Source organism: Bradyrhizobium sp. CCGB12 (assembly GCF_024199845.1).
Classification (GTDB): Bacteria; Pseudomonadota; Alphaproteobacteria; order Rhizobiales; family Xanthobacteraceae; genus Bradyrhizobium.
In genome coordinates, this window is sequence record NZ_JANADO010000001.1 from 6,538,746 (window position 1) to 6,559,445 (window position 20,700).

The following is a 20,700-nucleotide window of genomic DNA, read 5'->3' on the forward strand; positions in this document are numbered from 1 at the left end:
CGGATGGGGACAGGGACAAGCTGGCCGTCGCTTTGCGCGCGAGCCTCGGGCTGTCGATGCTGTTCATCACCCACGATCTGCGTGTCGCAGCCCAGATCTGCGATCGCATCGCGGTGATGCTGTGCGGTGCCATCGTCGAGTTGAAGCCGACCGCGCAGCTCTTCGCCGCGCCCGAGCATGCCTATGCGCGCGAGCTGCTCGCGGCGGTGCCCGGGCGGAAGGAGCGTGCGTCGGCGACATGAGCGAAGGCGTGCGCCACCCGAATTCGAGATCGTTCCAAAACTTGCACGCGGCATAACGAGAAACATATTCGATGGAGCGGCATTTGCTTGGCGAGACTGTCCTTGCTGACGGCAGCAAGGGGTAAGCTGGCACCGGTCCTCGCGCACCATGAGGCGGTGCACGGCTTCACAATTCACGCGAGAGAACAACCGGGACGTCCGACCGCCGGAGCGCCTCACGCGCTTTTGTGCCGACGTGAACGGCTGCGTCGTTTCAAAGCCGAAACGGCGTCATACATGCGAATGGAATGATCGATGTCATCTCATGACAGGTTTGCCAACTGACATTCGGAGCCAACATGGGCGAAGTTATTCGATTTGTCTCGAGATCCGAGCGCGAGCGTGCGCGCCTCATCCAGGAGGCACGCGCAATCTACGACAGCATTTTCCCGCCGGCTGACCCGGCGAGCGAGAGACAAGACAAGGCAGCGGTCGGCCGCGCGTTCGTCGGCGGCGACGGGGGTAACCTTGCATGATCAAGATCATCGCCGTGCTCTGTAGCCTCGCCTCTCCGACCAATTGTCACGAGCAGATCGTGACGACCTCCGACTTTGCCGAGATCTCGGTGCAATCCTGCCTGATGGGCGCACCGCAGCTCGCCGACTGGATGAATCAGCATCCGGCGGAGCGCCTGGCTGCATGGCGCTGCGTGATCGGGAAGCAAGCCGGCAGGGGCATCTAGCGAGGACGATCACTCCTCCCTGGCGATTTGACCGCCCGCCCAGGACGGCTGTGCGATTGACAAGGACCTGCCGGGCGAGCATCGGTTGAAGCAAATCACACGGTGACGACAATTCATCGCCGGAGTAACCTGCCCTTGTCGCCGTTTGGCAGAGGGGGAAGCCGGATGGAGGTCGCCAGCCTCGTTCTTCCCGTATTCGCGATCATCGTCACCGGCTGGCTCGCCGGTGTATCAGGCTATCTCTCCCGCTCGCTTGCCGACGCGCTGGTGCATTTCGCCTACAACGTCGCCATGCCGGCGCTGCTGGTCGTCACCATCGCGCAGGAGCCGGCGCGCAATCTGCTGGAATGGCGCTTCCTGCTCGCATTCGGCGGCGGTTCACTGATCTGCTTCGCGCTGGTGTTCCTGGCGGTCCGCACGGGTGGCAAACGCGATCTCGCCAGCAGCACCATCCATGGGATGGCGGCGGCGATGACCAACACCGGCTTCGTCGCGCTGCCGATCCTCCACGCGATCTACGGCCAGCCCGCCGTCCTGCCCGCAGCTGTAGCGACGGTGTTCGTGGCCGGAGTGATGTTTCCGATCACGGTCATCCTGTTGGAACGGGAGGCGCGCGGGCCTGCGCAATCCACTGGCCTGGCGAAGCAGATCCTGCTCAATCCGATGGTGCTGTCGACCCTCATCGGTCTCGTGTGGGCGATCATGGGCCTGCCGATTCCGGTGCCGGTCGCAGCCTATCTGAACATGATCGCGGCCGCGCTCACGCCCTGTGCGCTGTTTGCCATCGGCCTCGGCCTGTCCGTCTCGGGCCTGCGCTCAAACATGACGGCGTCGTTCGGGCTCGCGGCGGTGAAACTGGTGGTCATGCCCCTGATCGTCTACGGGCTCAGTGTGGTCTTGGGCCTCAACCCTCTCTACACCGTCGCGGCGGTCGTCTGCGCGGCCGTACCGACGGCGAAGACCGTTTATGTCCTCGCCCACGAGCACAAGGTCGAGGAGAAGCTGGTCGCGGCCACGGTCTCGATCACGACGATGCTGTCGGTCGGGACATTGCTGGTCGCGCTCTACTTACTCTCCGATATGGCGAGCGGCGCACACTGATCCGCATCGGTCTATCTGGTGGTGTTGCTCCAGGTCGGGGTCGAATTGGTCACGCCGACCGAGGGCCAATTATACGATCCGACCGACGGCGCCGTGACCGTGCCGACCGTCTGTCCGGACGAACCATAGGACGCCCTGGGCTGTGCCGCCGGCGCTCCGGCACCACTATAGGTCGGCGCCATCACGCCGGTGCTGTGATGCCGGCTCGACCGGGCCTTCTTCGCTTCAGCCGCGAAAGGCGCAGCCAGCAGTCCGGTCGTGATGAGCGCGGCAACGGCGAGTTTAAGGGTTTTCATGGCTGATCCTTTCGCCAGATGCACACCCCGGTATGCCAAGTGTTCATTCATCGGCAAATTTCCAGGGGTTCTCCTTCATAACTCCGTGCGCGGACGAAAGTGCCGGAGCGCGGGGCGCGCACCCGCCGCCTTCGGATGGACCCGAATCAGCGCTAGTGCATGGCCTTCAGCGACTTCCCTGGACGCAATTAACATGACCGGCGCCGAACTGAAGCAACTCCGCAACGATCTCTCCGAGGCGCTCGAGCGCAAGCTCACCGCGGCCGACATGGCCAGGCTGTGCGGATTGCCGGAGAAGGGCGGCGCCGACACCATCCGGCGCTGGGAGGTCAGCGGCCCGACGCCATCGGCAACCAAGGTGCTGCGCGTGCTCGCGATGGCGAGCGAGCGCTATCCGATCCTCGAGAAGTTCGACATCTTCGATCGTCACGACGTGCGCGAGGAAGACCGGCCGGCAAGGCGTGCCGCCTTTCGCGAGCAGATGCGCGATGAGGCGCGCCGGCGTCTTGGTTAACAAGAGGCGCGCGGAAGTTACCTTTGATGCGCGAAGTTAAGCCTTCCTTCACCACTTCTTAAGCCGCCATTAAGCACGAAAATCATTTACAGCCCAATAAGTTACCTTGGCCGCCGTTGTGCCATGCATGTGACAGCATTTTCGTCAAAAGCGAGCTATCTGCAAAACCAACGACAGCGCGGAAAGCGCGCCTGCCGGGGAAATTACGTGTTGGAGTTAAAGATGATGAAGAAGATTCTGTTTGCGACCGTTGCGCTGCTCGTGGTGGGCGCCGCTGCGCCGGCCGTCGGCGCCGATCTCGGTAACCGCAACTATTACAAGGCGCCCGCGCCGGCCTACGCCGCGCCGATCTACAACTGGACGGGCTTCTATCTCGGCGCCCATCTCGGCGGCGCTTTCTCCAGCGACAACAATTTCAACGGCCTCTCCACCGGCAACAACGGCAACGGCCGCTTCCTTGGCGGTGTGCAGGTCGGCGCGGACTGGCAGCTCAACCCGAACTTCGTGGTCGGCGTCGAAGGCCAATATTCCTGGCTTTCCGGCAGCGTCGGCGCGGTATTCCCGGGCGGCGTGGCCTACACCAACGACCAGCGTGGCCTCGGCTCGATCACCGGCCGCGTCGGCTACACCTGGGGTCCGGGCCTCCTCTACGTGAAGGGCGGCTACGCCTATTCGGACAACAACGAGAAGGTCACGATCGGCGGCGTGCCGACCGGCTTCATCATCGATGGCGATCACCGCAACGGCTACACCGTCGGCGCCGGCCTCGAATACATGTTCGCCCCGAACTGGTCGGCCAAGGCCGAGTACCAGTACTACAATTTCGGCGACGCGCACTTCGTCGCTGGCCCGCTGGTCGGCACCGGCAACTTCACCACCGACGACCACACCGTCAAGGCGGGCCTCAATTACCGCTTCAACTGGGCAAGCCCGGCCGTCGCGCGCTACTGATCTGTTAGCAAAAGATTATCAAGGTGAGGGGCCGGCATTGTTGCCGGCCCCTGTTTTTTCGCCCTGCGGAGCCACACACAAGCGATTGCACGAATTGCGATTTTTTAACCGGCGCGCCCGATACTCCCGGCCCACAAGCAGAAGCAAGAGGGTGGGGGAATTTCGATGGCGATGCGTTTCAGTCTCGGCCGGTTCAAGCCGCGTCTCAATTTGCCGAAATGGGGCGTGCGCGGCAGCCTGTTCACGGCCTTCGCGGTGATCGCCGGCATGGGCCTCGTGATCGCGGCTGGCGCCGGCTTCGTATTCAACCATCTCGGCAGCACCATGATGGATCTGAGCGGCCGCGACATTCCACGCCTCTCTGCAAGCCTTCAGCTCGCTTCGCAAAGCGCAACGCTCGCGGCGCAGGGCCCCGGCCTCCTCGCATCACCTTCCGAAGAGGCGCTGAACGAGCGCACCAAGAAGGTGAAAGAGATCCAGCAGCTCGCCATGGCCAAGCTCGGCGAGATCATCGAGCTCGGCGCCGACAAGCAGGTCGCGGCCGCCTTGCGCGACACCGTCAAGAGCATCGACGAGGCGACCCAGAGCCTGGTTTCGGCCGCGCGCGAGCGGCTCGAGACCGGGGCGCTGCACGACAAGCAGTATGAAGCGCTGCGCAAGGTCCAGCTCGCCTTCGTCGGCGCGGCCGGCCCGGCGATGCTGGATGCGCAGACGCGTCTGAACGCGATTCTCGGCGCCGCGGAAGTTTCCGCCGACGATGCCACCGAAGCCGCCCGCACCGTCTCCCAGGTCGCGACGATCTCCACCAACGGCAATCTGATGGCGGCCGACATGATGGCGGCCCTCTCGGCCAACAACAGCGACACGCGGGAGGCGATCGAGAAGGAGTTCAAGGCGACGCGCGATCGCGTCAAGTCGAACCTCGAGGACCTGCCGAGCATGGCCTCGATGCAGGCGGTGCGCGACACCGTGCAAAAGCTGTTCGCGTTCGGCGAGGGCAAGACCGGCGTGTTCAAAATTCGCCAGAAGGAGCTCGACGCCATTGACTACGGCCAGACCATCCTGGACGAGACCCGCAAGCTCAATGTCGGCCTCGGCATCAGCGTGCAGCAGCTCGTCGACGGCGTGCAGAAGGAAACCAACGCATCGACCTTCCAGGCGCGGCACGAGATTTCGCTCGCGACGACCGCGATGCTGGCGCTGGGCGCGCTGATGCTGGTCGGCTCGGCGCTGTTCGTCTGGCTCTATGTCGGCCGCAACATCCTGCGCCGCATCGGCGGGCTCCAGCGCGCGATGCAATTGCTGTCGGCCGGCGACCTCGAGACCGAGATCGCACGCGCGAAGCACAATGACGAGATCGGTGCGATGACCGACACGCTGACCGTGTTCCGCGACAGCATGATCGAAGCCCGGGCGCTCGCCGGCGAGCAGGACAAGGATCGCATCGCCAAAGCCGAGCGTGCCGCGCGCATGGAGGCGAAGATCGCCGAGTTCGAGGGCACGGTGCGCAGCGCGCTCGACAATCTCGCGCAATCGGCCAATTCGATGCAATCGACGGCACAGAGCATGTCGAGCACCGCGGACGAGTCCAACGCGCTGGTGAACGCGGTCGCCTCCGCCGCGGAGGAAACCTCGGTCAACGTGCAGACCGTGTCGGCCGGCACCGAGCAATTGTCGTCCTCGATCGCCGAGATCAGCCGCCAGGTGGTGACCTCGGCGGAGATCGCCAGGAAGGCGGTCGACGAGGCCGGCGCCACCGATACGACGGTGCAGGGCCTCGCCGACAGCGCGAGCCGCATCAGCGTCGTCGTCGACCTGATCCAGACCATCGCCTCGCAGACCAACCTGCTCGCGCTCAACGCCACCATCGAGGCGGCACGCGCAGGCGAAGCCGGCCGCGGTTTCGCAGTGGTCGCCTCCGAGGTGAAGAGCCTCGCGAGCCAGACCGCCAAGGCGACCGAGGAGATCCGCACCCAGATCGCCAGCATGCAGGACATCACGACCTCGGCGGTCGGCGCCATCCAGGGCATTGGCCGGATCATCGGCGAGATCAACGACGTCACCACGACGATTGCGGCTGCGGTCGAGCAACAGGGCGCCGCCACCCGCGAGATCGCCCGCAACATCCAGCATGCCGCCGGCGGCACCAGCGAGGTCTCCAGCAACATCGTCGGCGTCTCCACAGCGTCCGCCGAGGCCGGCGCCGCCGCCTCCGAGGTGCTCGGCGCCTCCGATGCACTGCGCCGCGAGGCCGACATGCTGCGTGTGGAGATCGACGCGTTTCTCAACAACATGCGGGCGGCGTAAGCAGCTTTCGGCGACGCGCTAGCGCGCGACCGGCTTGAGCTTGTTCAAGCCGGTCGCGATGATATGCTTTCCTGCCTTGCAGCGGGAAGATGCGTCATGCAAATTACCTTTCGACCTGCGCGTGCAGATGAATTGCAGGCCGCCGAAGCACTCGTCGTGCGCAGCATCAACGACCTCACCGTGCGGCACGGCTTCGGCCCGATGGCAAGCTTGCGCCCCGCCGATTTCCAGCTGTTCTCGCTGAAGGATGATCCGGACGGCCTTTGGGTGGCCGAGGCCGATGGTGATCTCGTCGGCTTTGCGTTCAGCTGGGTCTGCGACGATTTCTGGTTTCTCGCCGAACTGTTCGTCTCTCCCGACCAGCAGGGACGTGGGATCGGCGACGCGCTCCTGCGACGCACCTTCGAGCAGGCCGGCAAGGTGGGTGCCGTCAACCGGGCCCTCATCACCTTTACCTTCAACACGGTCTCGCAAGGACTCTATATCCGCCACGGGCTTTACCCCCGCCTGCCGATCTATTTTTTCAAGGCCGCTCGGGACTCGCTGAACAATCGTCGCGGCGAGGCGGATCATTTGCGCTGCATGGATATCAGGAATACGGAGCTTGACCGCGAACGATTGGCGGAGATCGATATGAGTGCCCTGGGCTTTTCCCGGGCGAAGCATCACCAGTTTCTGCTCAGCGATGCCAATAACCGCGGCGTCCTGTTTTATGATGGCGATGACTGCGTCGGTTATGCCTATGTCCATTCAGGTGGACACGTCGGCCCCTTAGCGGTCGCGCGGCCCGGCAACATGGGCGCTGGTTTTGCAACAGCGCTCAAGCTTGCCGAAGAGAGCGGCGCGGCTGATGTCTCAGCTTTTCTGCCTGGTACCAATGCGGCTGCGTTGGATGCGGCCGCCGGGCACGGCATGCGCATCACGTTCCCGATGGTGCTCGTCTCTGCCGGTGAATTCGGCGACTGGAGCCGCTATCTGCCTCGCAATCCTGGCTTCATGTGAGCGGTCCGTCCGAAGCGCGGCCGGCGAGGAGCAAGGCGATATCCGGGCCACGGAAAACTGCCCGAATGACCGCTATGCGGCCGGGCCCCACATCCTTTTTCGGCTGGCGCACCGCAGTCAGTGGGGCTAAGCCGGTAGCATGAACTCGAAAACCGACACCGCGCACTCCTCGGCCGAGGCTCTGCGCTATCCCTGGGAACAGCATCCCGGCCCCGACGAGGTCGTGGAGATCAGGCCCGGCGTGCTGTGGGCGCGGCTGAAGCTGCCGTTCCGCCTCAACCACGTCAACATCTACCTGCTCGCCGATGGCGACGGCTATGCGATGATCGATGCCGGCTTCGGCAACGAGGAGACCATCGAGGCCTGGACCAAACTGTTCGAGGGGCCGCTGAAGGGCGTCAACATCACGCGCCTGATCGTCACCCACTCGCATCCCGATCATGTCGGTCTCGCCGGGTGGATCGTCGAGCGGTTCAACTGCCCGCTGGTGATGTCGCAGGTCGAATATCTGCAATCGGTCTATCACCAGAACCGCGGGACCGAAGAGCGGCGCGAGGCGCAGCGGCTGTTCTTCCGCCGCCATGGCATGGACGAGTCGTTGACCGAAAAGCTGCTCGGCCGCGGCCAGGATTATCTCAAGCGCGTCTCGGTGCTGCCGCCGTCCTACCGCCGCATCTCGCATGGCGACGAGGTCGTGATCGGCACGCGACGCTTCAAGGTGATCACCGGCGGCGGACACGCGCTCGACCAGGTGATGCTGTATTGCGCCGACGACAAGCTGTTCCTCTCCGCCGACCAGGTGCTGAGCAAGATCTCGCCCAATGTCAGCGTGTGGGCGGTCGAGCCCGACCAGAACTCACTCGGCGAATATCTCGCCTCGCTCGCCAGCCTCACCACCACCCTGCCCTATGATTTGCTGGTGCTGCCCGGCCACGGCGTGCCGTTCTACGGGCTCAAGACCCGCATCAAGCAGCTCGCCGACCACCACGAGGAGCGCTGCCGCCTGATCGCGGAAGCCTGCCGCGAGGTGCCGCAGACCTCGCGCGCCCTGGTGCCTGTTGTCTTCAACAAGCATGTGCTGGACGAGCACCAGATGGGCTTTGCCGCCGGCGAGCTCGTCGCCCACGTCAACTACATGATCGTCGAGGGCCGGTTGACGGCGGAGACGCAGGACGGCGTGCTCCGGTTCAGGACGACGTAAGCGCCCAATCGCGTGCAGCGCCGCGAGGCTATGGTCTCGGCGCGACCAGCGCCGCAATCATGGAGGGAGCCGCACCATGGACAAAATGTCCACGGCAGCTCCCGCCTCCCCGGCAATTCCGGTCGTGGCCGGCAGGCCCGTGCTAGGCGCTTGATACAAATCAACAATCGCCGCCGGGCCGGCGTTATCAATTGGCACGCTCGCCTTGCCTCAAATGTGCGAGGGCGCATGGACATCGGAGCTGGAAAGGCTCTAAAAATTGACCGGCCGCCTTGGGCCAGGTTCCGCTGCAGGTTTTGCCGATGGATTACAACCAGTTCTTCGATTCCGCCCTCGACCGCCTTCACACCGAGCGGCGCTACCGCGTGTTCGCCGACCTCGAGCGCACCGCCGGCCGGTTTCCCCATGCGGTCTGGCACTCGCCCAAGGGCAAGCGGGACGTCGTGATCTGGTGCTCGAACGATTATCTCGGCATGGGCCAGCACCCGAAGGTGGTCGGCGCCATGGTCGAGACCGCCACCCGGGTCGGCACCGGCGCCGGCGGCACCCGCAACATCGCCGGCACGCATCATCCTCTGGTCCAGCTCGAGGCCGAACTCGCCGATCTCCACGGCAAGGAAGCCGCGCTGCTGTTTACGTCGGGTTATGTCTCGAACCAGACGGGCATCGCCACCATCGCCAAGCTCATTCCGAACTGCCTGATCCTGTCGGACGAGCTCAACCACAATTCGATGATCGAGGGCATCCGGCAGTCCGGCTGCGAGCGGGTCGTATTCCGCCACAACGACCTGGCCCATCTTGAAGAGCTGTTGAAAGCAGCTGGTTCGAACCGGCCCAAGCTGATCGCCTGCGAGAGCCTTTATTCCATGGACGGCGACGTCGCCCCGCTGGCCAAAATCTGCGATCTCGCCGAGAAATATGGCGCGATGACCTATGTCGACGAGGTTCATGCGGTCGGCATGTACGGCCCGCGCGGCGGCGGCGTTGCCGAGCGTGACGGCGTCATGCATCGCATCGACATCCTCGAAGGCACGCTGGCCAAGGCGTTCGGCTGCCTCGGCGGCTACATCGCCGCCAATGGGCAGATCATCGACGCCGTGCGCTCCTACGCGCCGGGCTTCATCTTCACCACCGCGCTCCCGCCGGCGATCTGCTCGGCCGCGACCGCCGCGATCAAGCATCTGAAGACCTCGAATTGGGAGCGTGAACGCCACCAGGACCGCGCCGCCCGCGTCAAGGCGATCCTCAATGCCGCAGGCCTCCCGGTGATGTCGAGCGACACCCACATCGTGCCGCTGTTCGTCGGCGACCCCGAAAAGTGCAAGCAGGCCTCCGATCTCCTGCTCGAACAGCACGGCATCTATATTCAGCCGATCAACTATCCGACCGTCGCCAAGGGCACCGAACGCCTGCGTATCACGCCGTCGCCCTATCACGACGACGGCCTGATCGATGCGCTCGCCGAGGCCCTGGTGCAAGTGTGGGATCGCCTCGGCCTGCCGCTGCGTCAGAAATCGCTGGCAGCGGAGTAGGCTTCTCTTTCGCCTCTCCCCGCTTGCGGGGAGAGGCAGGATCGCATCGCCAGATGCGATCCGGGTGAGGGGGACTCTCCGCGAGTCTAACTGCCACCGTCCCCGCGGAGAGCCCCCCTCACCCCACCCTCTCCCCGCAAGCGGGGCGAGGGAGAGCGGGCAACTCGCCCCGCCCCTTAACGACAACCCCAGTTCCCGCCCCCAACGCAGCATTTCGCTGTCGCTTGCGACCGCTCAACGCGCTAGATTTGCTGGGAAAATGAGATCGGGCGCGGCCAGCGCGCCCAGGGAGACACACGCGCGCCATGCTGCACGACTGGGGCGTGATCGCCGCCGCCTTCGGCTACATCGGCTTTCTGTTCCTGGTGGCGAGCCACGGCGACCGCCGCTCGCAGGCCGGGCCACGCCGCGCCTCCGGGCTGATCTACCCGCTGTCGCTGGCGATCTACTGCACCTCCTGGACCTTCTTCGGCTCGGTGGGCTTCGCCACCCGCACCTCGACCGACTTCCTGGCGATCTATGTCGGCCCGATCCTGATGATCGGGCTCGGCGCCGGCGTGCTCCGGCGCGTGATCCAGCTGGCCAAAGCCCACAACATCACCTCGATCGCCGACTTCATCGGCGCGCGCTACGGCAAGAGCCAGGCCGTGGCAGCCACCGTGGCGCTGATCGCCATCATCGGCTCGGTGCCCTACATCGCGCTCCAGCTCAAGGCGGTGGCCTCCTCGCTCGGAACGATCCTGAGCGAAGACCAGGCGTTCTCCCATATCCCGATCCTCGGCGACATGGCGCTGATGGTGACGCTGGCGATGGCGGCCTTCGCCGTGCTGTTCGGCACCCGCCAGACCGACGCCACAGAGCATCAGCACGGCCTGATGCTCGCGGTTGCGACCGAGTCCATCATCAAGCTGGTCGCCTTCCTCGCTGCCGGCATCTTCGTCACCTTCTGGATGTTCTCGCCGCACGAATTGATCGAGCGGGCCATGAAGACGCCGGAGGCCGTGCGCACCATCAACTACTCGCCGTCGATCGGCAACTTCCTGACCATGACGCTGCTGTCGCTGTGCGCGATCATGCTGCTGCCGCGCCAATTCCACGTCAGCGTCGTGGAAAATTCCTCCGACGCCGAGGTCGGCCGCGCGCGCTGGCTGTTCCCGCTCTATCTCGTCGCCATCAACCTGTTCGTGATCCCGATCGCGCTCGCCGGTCTCATCAGCTTCCCGTTCGGCGCGGCCGACCCCGACATGTACGTGCTGGCCCTGCCGATCGAGGGCGGCGCGGATCTGCTCAGCGTCGCCGTCTTCGTCGGCGGCCTGTCGGCGGCGACCGCGATGGTGATCGTCGAATGCGTCGCGCTCTCCATCATGGTCTCGAACGACCTCGTGGTGCCCCTGGTGCTGCAACGACGGCCGGAGGGACGCACCGGCGGCGCCGATTTCAGCGATTTCCTGCTGCGCTCGCGGCGGCTTGCGATCTTCTCCATCATGGTGATGGCATATTTCTACTACCGCGCACTCGGCAACACCCAGCTCGCAGCGATCGGCCTGTTGTCGTTTGCCGCCATCGCCCAGCTTGCACCAAGCTTCTTCGGCGGGCTGCTGTGGCGGCGGGCGACGGCGCGCGGCGCAATCGGCGGGATGTTGGTCGGCTTCATGGTGTGGCTCTACACGCTGTTCATCCCGAGCTTCATGGACGGCTCGACCACGGGAATCCTGCTGCTCCAGCATGGACCGTTCGGAATCGAGGCGCTGCGGCCACAGGCACTGTTCGGCGCCGACCTGCCGCCGCTGATGCATGGTGTCATCTGGTCGCTGTCGCTCAACATCCTCACCTATGTGCTCCTCTCGCTGGCACGCCGGCCGTCTTCGATCGAGCTGGTACAGGCCGATCTGTTTGTCCCCAACACGCTCGCGCCGATCTCCCCGAGCTTCCGCCGCTGGCGCACCACCGTCACCGTGCAGGACATCCAGACCACGGTGGCGCAATATCTCGGGCCCGACCGCGCTCGCCATTCGTTCGAGGCCTTCTCGGCGCGGCGCAATGTGCGGCTCGAATCCGGGGCGCCCGCCGATTTCGAGCTGTTGCAGCACGCCGAGCACCTGATCGCCTCCTCGATCGGCGCGGCGTCTTCGCGGCTCGTGATGTCGCTGCTGCTGCGCAAGCGGACGGTCTCGGCGAAGGCCGCGCTGAAACTGCTCGACGATTCCCATGCAGCGCTGCACTTCAACCGCGAGATCCTTCAGACCGCGCTCAACCACGTGCGTCAGGGCATCGCGGTCTTCGATGCCGACCTGCAACTGATCTGCTCCAACCGGCAGTTCGGCGATCTCCTCAACGTTCCCCCGCATTTCATCCAGTTCGGCACGCCGCTTCGCGAAATCCTGGAGTTCATCGGCGTGGGCGATCCGGACGACCCGGTCGAGCGCGAGGCCATGCTGGAGCGACGGCTGGCCGCCTACACCACCGACAGCGAGCCCTATCTCGAACGCCTGCCGGATCGCCACATGGTGATCGAGGTGCTCACCAATCACATGCCCGGTGGCGGCTTCGTCATCACCTTCACCGACGTCACGCCCACGTTCGAGGCGGCGGAAGCACTGGAGCGCGCCAATGCGACGCTCGAAAAGCGCGTCCGCGACCGCACCGAAGAACTGACGCGGCTGAATTCGGAGCTGGCGCTGGCCAAGAGCACCGCGGAGGATGCCAGCATCTCCAAGACGCGCTTCCTCGCCGCCGCCAGCCACGACATTCTCCAGCCGTTGAACGCGGCGCGCCTCTACGTCACCAGCCTTGTCGAGCGCCAGCACAATGGTGAGGAGACCCGGCTGGTCGAGAACATCGACGAGTCGCTCCAGGCAATCGAGGAGATCCTCGGCGCGCTGCTCGACATCTCCAGGCTCGACGCCGGCGCGATGACGACCTCGACCTCGAGCTTCAAGATGGCCGATCTGATGCGCTCGCTGGAGATCGAGTTCGCGCCGATTGCGCGCGCCAAGGGCCTGGAGCTTGCCTTCGTGCCCTGCTCGCTCCCGGTCGAATCGGACCGCCTGCTGCTGCGGCGACTGCTCCAGAACCTGATCTCCAATGCGATCAAGTACACCCCGCGCGGCCGCGTTCTGGTCGGCTGCCGCCGCCAAGGCCCGTCGCTGAAGATCTGCGTCTACGACACCGGCGTCGGTATCCCGCCGGTCAAGCGCGGCGAGATCTTCAAGGAGTTCCACCGTCTGGAACAGGGCGCGCGCATCGCACGCGGCCTCGGCCTGGGGCTCTCGATCGTCGAGCGGCTGGCGCGCGTGCTCAAGCACGGCATCGCCATCGACGGCAATGTGAGCGGCGGCTCGATGTTCTCCGTGACGGTGCCAACGGCGAAGGCGATCACCCACACCGCCGCCGTGACCAGCGCGACGCCGCTGGCGCGCACGCCGATCTCGGGCGCGCTGATCGTGTGCATCGAAAACGATGCGGCGATCCTCGACGGCATGCGCACGCTGTTGAAGGCCTGGGGCGCCGAGGTGATCGCGGTTGCCGATCCCGAAGGCGCGATCGCCGCGATCGAGACCGCCGGACGAGGCGTCACCGGCCTGCTCGTCGACTATCACCTCGACCGCGGCAACGGCATCGCAGCCATCCGCGACATCCGCCGCCGCTTCGGCGACGGCATTCCCGCGATCCTGATCACCGCCGACCGCAGCCCCGCCGTGCAAATGGCTGCGCGGGATGAGAAGGTCGCGGTGCTCAACAAGCCGGTGAAGCCGGCTTCGCTCCGCGCCCTGCTCGGCCAGTGGCGCACGCAGCAGATGGTGGCGGCGGAGTGAGACGCGCGGGTCAATAATCGGTCGATACGCTGAGCGCGCGCCACGTTTCCAATTCCTCGAGACGAAGCCTGTCCGTCGCGGCGATGGCGTTCACGGCGTCGCTGCCGAGGGCGATGCGCAGAGGTGGATGAGCCATGCCGACCAGCTTCAACACGACGGCTGCAGCCTTGGCGGGGTCGCCGGGCTGGCGGCCATCGTAATCGCGCTGCATCCTGACGGCAGCGCCAACGACCGCGTCGTACTCCGGCCGTCCCTCGCAGGTCGCATGCGCGGCCTGGGCAAAGCCGGTGCGGAAGCCGCCGGGCTCGACGAGCGTCACGTTCACGCCGATCAACGCCATCTCGCGCGCCAGGGATTCCGAAAAGCCCTCGATGCCCCATTTCGCGGCCGAATAGGCGGCGCGGGCCGGAGCACCAATGCGCCCGCCGACGGATGAGACTTGGACGATGTGCCCACGGCGCTGCCGACGCATCACGGGGATCGCCGCCTTGGTGACGATGATGGTGCCGATCAGGTTGACTTCGATCTGCCGACGGAACGAGTCCAGGCGCGTGTCCTCGACAGATCCGAGATCGCCGTAGCCGGCGTTGTTCACGACCACATCGACCCCGCCAAACGTCGCCACGGCGAAGCCGACGGCTGCTTGCGCTGCCGCCTCGTCGGTCACGTCGAGCGTTGCAAGCCGAAGCCTCTCGCCGAAGCGCGCGAGCAACGATTCGAGCGGCTTGGGGTCGCGGGCCGAAGCCAGCACGCGATCTCCCGCCGTGAGTGCGGCTTCCACGATGGCCCGGCCGAGCCCGCGAGAGCTGCCGCTGATGAACCAGGTCCTGGACATGATCGTCTCTCGGCCGTTCAGGGGGCCAGCCGCGTGAAGACGTAATCGCGGCCCTTGGCCCGCGCTTCATGGCACGCGAAGCAGGTGCGATGCTGGGCCTCGTCCACCGGCTTGCCGTTGATGAAACGACCAAATCCCCAGCCGCCGGTGGCGGCATATTTTTTGGCATCTTTCACCATCACCTGGACCGTGGTGGCGGCGCCGGGAATCGTCGCGGACGCAAATTCGGGGGATTGTTTCCGCTTCCAGGCGCGCTTGACCAGAATAGTGCCGTCCGGAAACGGAAGCTTTCCGTCCTGATAGGCATCGATCGCAGTCTGGTTGCCGACCACGGCGCGAAGCTCATCGAGCGGCGCCGCCTCTTCGGCCGGCGCGATCAGCTCCCACTGCTTGTAGCCCGGCGGAATCGTGACGCCGAAGATCGGCGAGGCGTCCGCCCCGCTCTGTTCCGCCGGCCCCTCCGCGGAGGCGATCGTGACGAGATACGGCACGCAGGTCAGGAGCACGACGAGGAGGACGACGGTCAGCACGATCATCGTGGCGTAGGGAGATCTTTTCTTCTGAGGTTCGGTTGGCGTCATGACGTTTCATCAAGCTGGGATCAACGGGCAATGCTCGGTCCAGCCTGGCTGGACCGAGGTGCTGACGGAGGCTCAGGCGCGGTCGGCGTCGATGACAGCCTTGGCAAAGGCCTCTGGTGCTTCCTGCGGCAGATTGTGGCCGATGCCGCCGGTGATGAGCCGGAAATCGTACCGGCCGGAGAATTTCTTGGCATAGGCGCTCGGGTCCGGATGCGGCGCGCCGTTGGCGTCGCCTTCCATCGTGATCGTCGGCACCTCGATGACGGGAGCTGCCGCGAGCTTCTTTTCGAGATGCTCGTACTTCGCCTCGCCCTGGGCGAGCCCGAGTCGCCAACGGTAATTGTGGATCGTGATCGCGACATGGTCCTTGTTGTCGAGCGCCGCTGCGCTTCGATTGAAGGTGGCGTCGTCGAACTTCCATTGCGGCGAGGCGAGCTTCCAGATCAGCCTGGCGAAATCGTGCGTGTACTTCTCGTATCCGGCGCGGCCGCGCTCGGTCGCGAAATAGAATTGATACCACCATTGCAGCTCGGCCTGCGGCGGCAGCGGTGCGTTGCCCGCGGCCTGGCTGGAGATCAGATAGCCGCTGACCGAGACAAGTGCCCGGCAGCGATCCGGCCATAGCGCGGCGATGATGTCGGCCGTGCGCGCGCCCCAGTCGAAGCCGGCGACAACAGCCTTCTTGATATCGAGCCTGTCCATCAGCGCGATGATGTCGGCGGCCATCGCCGCAGGCTCGCCGTTTCGCGGCGTCTCACTGGAGAGGAAATGCGTCGTGCCATAGCCGCGCAGGTAAGGGATAATCACGCGATAGCCGGCCTTTGCCAGGATCGGCGCGACATCGACGAAGGCGTGAATGTCGTAGGGCCAGCCGTGCAGCAGGATCGCCACGGGACCGTTCGAGGGGCCTGCCTCTGCATAGCCGACATCGAGAACGCCGGCATCGATCTGCTTGATCGCGCCGAAGGACGCATTCGTTGCGGAGGATCGCGGCGCATTCGTCTCGGCGTTGGCGAGGTCGATCACGCCGAGGCCAAGAGCGAGGGTTCCCGCGGCGACGCCGAAAAACTGGCGGCGGTGCTGGTCGATGATCTGCTTCATGATGGTGCTGCCTTTCGATGCTTGGTGATGGTGCGTCAGATCAGCGCGACCGTGACGTCGATATTGCCGCGGACGGCCTTGGAGTAGGGGCAGGTCTGATGCGCTTCATCGACGATGCCGCGCGCGATCTCAGGGTCGAGACCCGGCAGGCTGACATTGAGGCGCGCCCTCAGCGAGTAAGCGCCGTCGTCGAGCAGGAGATCGATCTCCGCATCGATCGCGCTTTTCCTGGGAAGGTCGACCTTCCGCTTGCGCGCCGCGATCTCCATGGCGCCTTCGAAGCACGCCGACCAGCCGGCAGCGAACAATTGCTCGGGATTGGTGCCGATGCCTGCAGCGCCCGGCGGCGACAATTTGACGTCGAGGCGACCGTCAGAACTGCGCGACATGCCGTCATGTCGACCGCCGCTGGTGTGTGTCTTCGCTGTGTAGAGCAGCTTTGCCGCTTGTGTCATGAAGGTCTCCTTGCCGTTGCGCAACTGACTAGCAGCGGCTGCCGCAGGACACCCGTTTGGAGTTGTGAGAAGTTGTGAGGCCTCACCTCGCGCGCCTCACAAGGCCTGCATCCACGGTCTGAGGCCGATGCAGGCAGGCGCCTTGCCGGATCGCACGCGTCTGGCTATCGGATCATTTCGAGAGGATCAGGATTTCGTGATGACTGAACCGGCCGGGTTTGCGGCAGGAACCCTAACGTTCGGACCATTCACCGTGACGCCGCATGAAAGGCTGGTGACGCGCGACGGTGTCGCACTGACGCTGGGCGCAAAAGCCTTCGACATTCTGATCGCGCTGATGTCTCGGCCGAACGCCGTCGTCAGCAAGTGGGATCTGATGGCGCTGGTATGGCCGGGCCTGACCGTTGAAGAAGCCAGCTTGCGCTTTCACATCGCAGCCCTTCGCAAGGCGCTCGGCGACGGCAGGGACGGCGCACGCTACATCACCACGCTGTCCGGCCGCGGCTATTGCTTCGTGGCGCCGATCTCCCAGTCGGACATTTCGTCACAGCGGCGCGCCGCACCGCGGATGGACCTGTCGCCCGTGAAGCTGCCGAACCGACTGCAACGGATGGTCGGGCGCGACGATGTCATCGCCGCCGTCTCGGACAAGCTCGTCACATCGCGCTTCGTCACGATCGCCGGCCCAGGCGGCGTCGGCAAGACCGCCGTTGCGGTCGCGATCGCTCACGACCTGCTCGAGATTTTCGCCGATGCCGCGCACTTCGTCGATCTTGCCGCGCTCAGCGATCCCGATCTCGTGATCACCTCGATCCTGCTGATGCTGGGCTTGCCGGCGCAGACCGACGATCCCCTGCCCGCGCTGCTCGCGCATGTCAGGGACAAGAGGATGCTGCTGATCCTCGACAATTGCGAACACGTCATCGCCGCCGTGGCGCCGCTGGCCGCGGAGATCTTCCAAGCCGCGCCGCATGTCCACATCCTGGCCACGAGCCGCGAAGCCCTGCGCGTCGAGGGCGAGCAGGTCTATCGATTAGCGCCGCTCGCCATTCCCCCGGACGAGTCCGGACTAACCGCTGCTGCGGCGCAGACTTATCCCGCACTTCAACTCTTCCTCGAACGGGCCACGGCCAGCGGCGCGCAGTTCGCGCTCGACGATGCCAATGCCGCGATCATCGCAAGAATCTGCCGCAAGCTCGACGGCATGGCCCTGGCGATCGAGCTCGCCGCCGGCCGGGTCGAAGCCTACGGCCTGGAGCAGACGGCCACCCTGCTCGACGAGCGCCTCAACCTGCTCTGGCAGGGACAGCGCACCGCGCCGCCACGACAGAAGACGCTGCAGGCGACGCTGGACTGGAGCTACGGGCTGCTGTCCGATACCGAGCGCCTGGTGCTGCGCCGGCTTGCGGTGTTCGCGGGTCACTTCACCATCGATGCCGCGCTCGAGGTCGTCCCGGACGAGCGCGTCGATCGCTCCCACCTGTTCGACGCCATCGACAGCCTCGTCGCCAAGTCCATGGTCGCGCCGCGTCCGATCGGCGCCATGATGCGCTACCGACTGCTCGACACCACGCGCGCCTATTTGCTCGAGATCGAGCCGAACGAAGCGTCCCTCGCCGCCCGCCACGCCACCTACTACCGGCAATGGCTGGCGCAGGCCGGCTCGACATGGGCCACGGTGCCGAGCGCCGACGAACGGGCGATCCAATTCTCCGCACTTCACAACGTGCGCGCCGCGCTCGATTGGTGCTTCGGCAGCGACGGTAATATCAGTATCGGTATCGCGCTCGCCGCTGCGGCGGCACCGATCTTCCTCGCGATGTCGCTCCTGATCGAATGCCGGCGCTGGTCGGAACGGGCGCTGCTTGCGATCGATCCATCCTCGCGCGGCAGCGCCGAGGAAATGCACATCCAGGCTGCCCTCGGCCTCACCTTGATGTTCACGCGAGGCGGCAGCGAAGCGGCGCGCGCCGCCTTGAGCCGGAGCCTTGCGATCGCCGAGGCGCGCGGCGACGAGATCAACCAGCTTCAGCTGCTCGGCCGCATGCATATCTTCCACGAGCGGATGGGAGAGTTCGACGCCGCCCTCGGTTATGCCCGGCAGAGCCTGACCGTCGCCGAGGCGCTCGGCGATGCCGCCTCGATCGCCCTCGCCCATTCGCTTCTGGGCGTCTCGCTGCATCTGGCCGGCGAGCATCGCGACGCGATGACGATGCTGGAGGCCGCCTGGCAGGGGCCCGGCACGGAACGGATCAGCACGGTCTACGGCTTCGATCATCGCAACCGGGCCGGCATTTCGCTCGCACGCGAGCTCTGGTTGCAGGGCCGGCCCGCGCATGCGCAGCAACTGGTGCGGCAGACGGTCACCGAAGCCGCACAGATGGATCATCCGATCACGCTCTGCATCGCGCTGATCTGGGCTGTCTCGATCGATCTCTGGAACGGAGACCTCGACGGCGCGGAAGAAAACATCGACCGTTTCATCGCACATGCCCAATCGCGCTCGATGGGCCCGTACCTCGCGGTCGGCCGCGGCGTCAAAGGCGAGCTGGCAATCCGGCGTGGAGATGCCGCTGATGGCGTCGAGACGATCAAGTCCTGTCTGCGCGAGCTCCACGACGCCGGCTACGAGCTGCTCACCACGACCTTCAACATCGCGATGGTCCAAGGCTTATTGGCACTCGGACAGACCGAGCAGAGCGCACGCCTGATCGACGATGCGATCCACCTCGTCGAACAAGGCGGCGATCATCTCTACATGCCGGAGCTGCTGCGGATGAAGGGCCGGGTCCTCCTGTCGCTGCCGCAGCCCGGGGCCGAGCAGGCGGAAGTTCATTTCGTGCAGTCCCTGGAATTGAGCCGTCGCCAAGGCGCCAGAGCCTGGGAGCTGCGGGCCGCGATCGATCTCGCCGGACTATTTGCCGAACGCGGGCGGCGCGAAGAGGCGAAACGATTGCTCCAATCGTCCCTCGAGGGTTTTGCCGAAGGCTCCGAAACAGCGGATATCGGGGCGGCCAGCGCGCTTCTGACGACGCTGTAGCGCCTCTCTCAGCCCGTCGGCGTGCCCTGCTTCCACTGGCCGCCGGCGATCTTTGCGGCGGCAATCACGGCCTGGGTGCGGCTCTCGACGCCGAGCTTTTGCAGGATGGCCGAGACGTGCGCCTTGATGGTGGCCTCGGAGACGCCGAGCTCGTAGGCGATCTGCTTGTTGAGGAGCCCCTCCGACAGCATCATCAGGACCCGGACCTGTTGCGGCGTCAGCGTCACCAAGCGGTCGCGCAGGCGAGTCGTGTCGGGGTCGGCGGCGGCCGACAGATCGGTGTCGGCGGGAACCCAGACGTCGCCTTCCATCACCTTGAGGATGGCGTCGCGCAGCGTCTCGACGCCGAAACGCTTCGGGATGAAGCCGGAGGCGCCGAAATCGAGCGAGCGGCGGATCGTGGCGCTGTCGTCGGAAGCCGAGACGATCACGACCGGAATCGCCGGATATTGCGCCCGCAGATAGATCAGGCCCGAAAAGCCGGAGATCCCGGGCATCGAAAGGTCGAGCAGGACCAGATCGACGTCGGAGGTCTGTTCCAGCAGCTTGGTCAGATCCTCGAACGATCCGGCCTCGTCGATCCTGGCCGAGATCAGGACGCCCGCCACCGCCTGCCGCAGCGCGTCGCGGAACAGGGGGTGGTCATCGGCAATGACGAGATGGGTGGAGGGAGCGTTCATCGTTCTCTTGCTGTTGTTCGCGCCGAGCCGGCGGACTGATGCCGCGGCGGGCCAATTCTTCCCTGAGCGGCCGTGGCATGCAAGTGCACATTATCCCTTTGCTGCAAAGGGGTTAATCGGGAAGCCGTCGAGCCCCTGTGCTGGCTCCTGATACCGCATTGTCAGCCGCGCGTCAGTGCGCAAGGCCGAAAGTCGTATTGGGGCGGGTTTCACGCCGATGTTACCTTGCAGCCAGGACCTGGGTTGATCCGGCACGTCCGGACATCTGGGGCGCGAGGAAACGCATTTCGGGGAGCGACTCAACATGTCGACAGTGGCTGTGTCTC

16 protein-coding genes and 1 pseudogene are annotated in these 20,700 nt (G+C 65.2%); 11 read left to right on the top strand and 6 right to left on the bottom strand.

Annotation, left to right across the window (positions count from 1 at the left end; translation table 11 throughout):
- Window positions 1-32: 32 nt before the first annotated feature.
- The 3 genes and pseudogenes from NLM27_RS29935 to NLM27_RS29945 all read left to right on the top strand — a co-directional run.
- Window positions 33-242 (top strand): annotated as a pseudogene (locus NLM27_RS29935) (microcin ABC transporter ATP-binding protein); the annotation flags it as partial.
- 511 nt (window positions 243-753) lie between these two features.
- Window positions 754-963: a hypothetical protein gene (locus tag NLM27_RS29940; RefSeq protein WP_254146698.1), complete on the top strand. Its 210-nt coding sequence runs from the start codon at window positions 754-756 to the stop codon at window positions 961-963.
- Between the two features lie 165 nt (window positions 964-1,128).
- Window positions 1,129-2,064, top strand: coding sequence for an AEC family transporter (locus tag NLM27_RS29945; protein WP_254146699.1), 936 nt, complete (start codon window positions 1,129-1,131; stop codon window positions 2,062-2,064).
- 11 nt (window positions 2,065-2,075) lie between these two features.
- Here the strand turns inward: NLM27_RS29945 and NLM27_RS29950 are convergent, their stop codons facing one another.
- Window positions 2,076-2,360 (bottom strand): hypothetical protein, encoded by a 285-nt coding sequence (locus tag NLM27_RS29950; protein WP_254146700.1) that lies wholly within the window; start codon window positions 2,358-2,360, stop codon window positions 2,076-2,078.
- Between the two features lie 193 nt (window positions 2,361-2,553).
- On the opposite strand from NLM27_RS29950, the gene NLM27_RS29955 reads away from it, so the two are divergent.
- The 7 genes from NLM27_RS29955 to NLM27_RS29985 all read left to right on the top strand — a co-directional run bounded on the left by NLM27_RS29955 (window position 2,554) and on the right by NLM27_RS29985 (window position 13,682).
- A complete protein-coding gene (locus tag NLM27_RS29955) occupies window positions 2,554-2,874 on the top strand; it encodes a hypothetical protein (RefSeq protein WP_254146701.1) in 321 nt (106 codons plus the stop codon).
- 225 nt (window positions 2,875-3,099) lie between these two features.
- Window positions 3,100-3,825 carry an outer membrane protein gene (locus NLM27_RS29960; protein WP_254148964.1) on the top strand — a complete coding sequence of 242 codons (726 nt, stop codon included), beginning with the start codon at window positions 3,100-3,102 and terminating at the stop codon, window positions 3,823-3,825.
- 165 nt (window positions 3,826-3,990) lie between these two features.
- On the top strand, window positions 3,991-6,132 hold the full coding sequence (locus NLM27_RS29965) for a methyl-accepting chemotaxis protein (RefSeq protein ID WP_254146702.1): 2,142 nt from the start codon (window positions 3,991-3,993) through the stop codon (window positions 6,130-6,132).
- A 96-nt stretch (window positions 6,133-6,228) separates the two neighbouring features.
- Complete coding sequence (locus NLM27_RS29970; protein WP_254146703.1) at window positions 6,229-7,134, top strand: GNAT family N-acetyltransferase; 906 nt, start codon at window positions 6,229-6,231, stop codon at window positions 7,132-7,134.
- Window positions 7,135-7,273: 139 nt separating this feature from the next.
- A complete protein-coding gene (locus tag NLM27_RS29975) occupies window positions 7,274-8,335 on the top strand; it encodes an MBL fold metallo-hydrolase (protein WP_254146704.1) in 1,062 nt (353 codons plus the stop codon).
- Between the two features lie 302 nt (window positions 8,336-8,637).
- Window positions 8,638-9,867: a 5-aminolevulinate synthase gene (gene hemA, locus NLM27_RS29980; RefSeq protein WP_254146705.1), complete on the top strand. Its 1,230-nt coding sequence runs from the start codon at window positions 8,638-8,640 to the stop codon at window positions 9,865-9,867.
- A 305-nt stretch (window positions 9,868-10,172) separates the two neighbouring features.
- Window positions 10,173-13,682, top strand: coding sequence for a PAS domain-containing hybrid sensor histidine kinase/response regulator (locus NLM27_RS29985; protein WP_254146706.1), 3,510 nt, complete (start codon window positions 10,173-10,175; stop codon window positions 13,680-13,682).
- A gap of 10 nt (window positions 13,683-13,692) precedes the next feature.
- Here the strand turns inward: NLM27_RS29985 and NLM27_RS29990 are convergent, their stop codons facing one another.
- The 4 genes from NLM27_RS29990 to NLM27_RS30005 form a co-directional block, all read right to left on the bottom strand.
- On the bottom strand, window positions 13,693-14,517 hold the full coding sequence (locus tag NLM27_RS29990; RefSeq protein ID WP_254146707.1) for an SDR family NAD(P)-dependent oxidoreductase: 825 nt from the start codon (window positions 14,515-14,517) through the stop codon (window positions 13,693-13,695).
- A 17-nt stretch (window positions 14,518-14,534) separates the two neighbouring features.
- Window positions 14,535-15,098, bottom strand: a complete 564-nt coding sequence (locus NLM27_RS29995) for a cytochrome P460 family protein (protein ID WP_254146708.1) — start codon at window positions 15,096-15,098, stop codon at window positions 14,535-14,537.
- A gap of 72 nt (window positions 15,099-15,170) precedes the next feature.
- Entirely contained in the window at window positions 15,171-16,199 is a 1,029-nt protein-coding gene (locus NLM27_RS30000; protein WP_254146709.1) for an alpha/beta fold hydrolase, read from the bottom strand.
- A gap of 35 nt (window positions 16,200-16,234) precedes the next feature.
- Window positions 16,235-16,654, bottom strand: a complete 420-nt coding sequence (locus NLM27_RS30005) for an organic hydroperoxide resistance protein (RefSeq protein WP_254146710.1) — start codon at window positions 16,652-16,654, stop codon at window positions 16,235-16,237.
- A 199-nt stretch (window positions 16,655-16,853) separates the two neighbouring features.
- On the opposite strand from NLM27_RS30005, the gene NLM27_RS30010 reads away from it, so the two are divergent.
- Complete coding sequence (locus NLM27_RS30010; RefSeq protein WP_254146711.1) at window positions 16,854-19,694, top strand: winged helix-turn-helix domain-containing protein; 2,841 nt, start codon at window positions 16,854-16,856, stop codon at window positions 19,692-19,694.
- An 8-nt stretch (window positions 19,695-19,702) separates the two neighbouring features.
- On the opposite strand, the gene NLM27_RS30015 is transcribed toward NLM27_RS30010, so the two are convergent.
- Window positions 19,703-20,374: a response regulator transcription factor gene (locus NLM27_RS30015; RefSeq protein ID WP_254146712.1), complete on the bottom strand. Its 672-nt coding sequence runs from the start codon at window positions 20,372-20,374 to the stop codon at window positions 19,703-19,705.
- Window positions 20,375-20,700 lie beyond the last annotated feature (326 nt).

What these genes read in the sequence shown, in the direction of transcription:
- NLM27_RS29940 (WP_254146698.1), top strand. Translation starts at nt 754, where the DNA reads ATGATCAAGATCATCGCCGTGCTCTGTAGCCTCGCCTCTCCGACCAAT.
- NLM27_RS29945 (WP_254146699.1), top strand. Translation starts at nt 1,129, where the DNA reads ATGGAGGTCGCCAGCCTCGTTCTTCCCGTATTCGCGATCATCGTCACC.
- NLM27_RS29950 (WP_254146700.1), bottom strand. Translation starts at nt 2,360, where the DNA reads ATGAAAACCCTTAAACTCGCCGTTGCCGCGCTCATCACGACCGGACTG.
- NLM27_RS29955 (WP_254146701.1), top strand. Translation starts at nt 2,554, where the DNA reads ATGACCGGCGCCGAACTGAAGCAACTCCGCAACGATCTCTCCGAGGCG.
- NLM27_RS29960 (WP_254148964.1), top strand. Translation starts at nt 3,100, where the DNA reads ATGAAGAAGATTCTGTTTGCGACCGTTGCGCTGCTCGTGGTGGGCGCC.
- NLM27_RS29965 (WP_254146702.1), top strand. Translation starts at nt 3,991, where the DNA reads ATGGCGATGCGTTTCAGTCTCGGCCGGTTCAAGCCGCGTCTCAATTTG.
- NLM27_RS29970 (WP_254146703.1), top strand. Translation starts at nt 6,229, where the DNA reads ATGCAAATTACCTTTCGACCTGCGCGTGCAGATGAATTGCAGGCCGCC.
- NLM27_RS29975 (WP_254146704.1), top strand. Translation starts at nt 7,274, where the DNA reads ATGAACTCGAAAACCGACACCGCGCACTCCTCGGCCGAGGCTCTGCGC.
- hemA (WP_254146705.1), top strand. Translation starts at nt 8,638, where the DNA reads ATGGATTACAACCAGTTCTTCGATTCCGCCCTCGACCGCCTTCACACC.
- NLM27_RS29985 (WP_254146706.1), top strand. Translation starts at nt 10,173, where the DNA reads ATGCTGCACGACTGGGGCGTGATCGCCGCCGCCTTCGGCTACATCGGC.
- NLM27_RS29990 (WP_254146707.1), bottom strand. Translation starts at nt 14,517, where the DNA reads ATGTCCAGGACCTGGTTCATCAGCGGCAGCTCTCGCGGGCTCGGCCGG.
- NLM27_RS29995 (WP_254146708.1), bottom strand. Translation starts at nt 15,098, where the DNA reads ATGACGCCAACCGAACCTCAGAAGAAAAGATCTCCCTACGCCACGATG.
- NLM27_RS30000 (WP_254146709.1), bottom strand. Translation starts at nt 16,199, where the DNA reads ATGAAGCAGATCATCGACCAGCACCGCCGCCAGTTTTTCGGCGTCGCC.
- NLM27_RS30005 (WP_254146710.1), bottom strand. Translation starts at nt 16,654, where the DNA reads ATGACACAAGCGGCAAAGCTGCTCTACACAGCGAAGACACACACCAGC.
- NLM27_RS30010 (WP_254146711.1), top strand. Translation starts at nt 16,854, where the DNA reads ATGACTGAACCGGCCGGGTTTGCGGCAGGAACCCTAACGTTCGGACCA.
- NLM27_RS30015 (WP_254146712.1), bottom strand. Translation starts at nt 20,374, where the DNA reads ATGAACGCTCCCTCCACCCATCTCGTCATTGCCGATGACCACCCCCTG.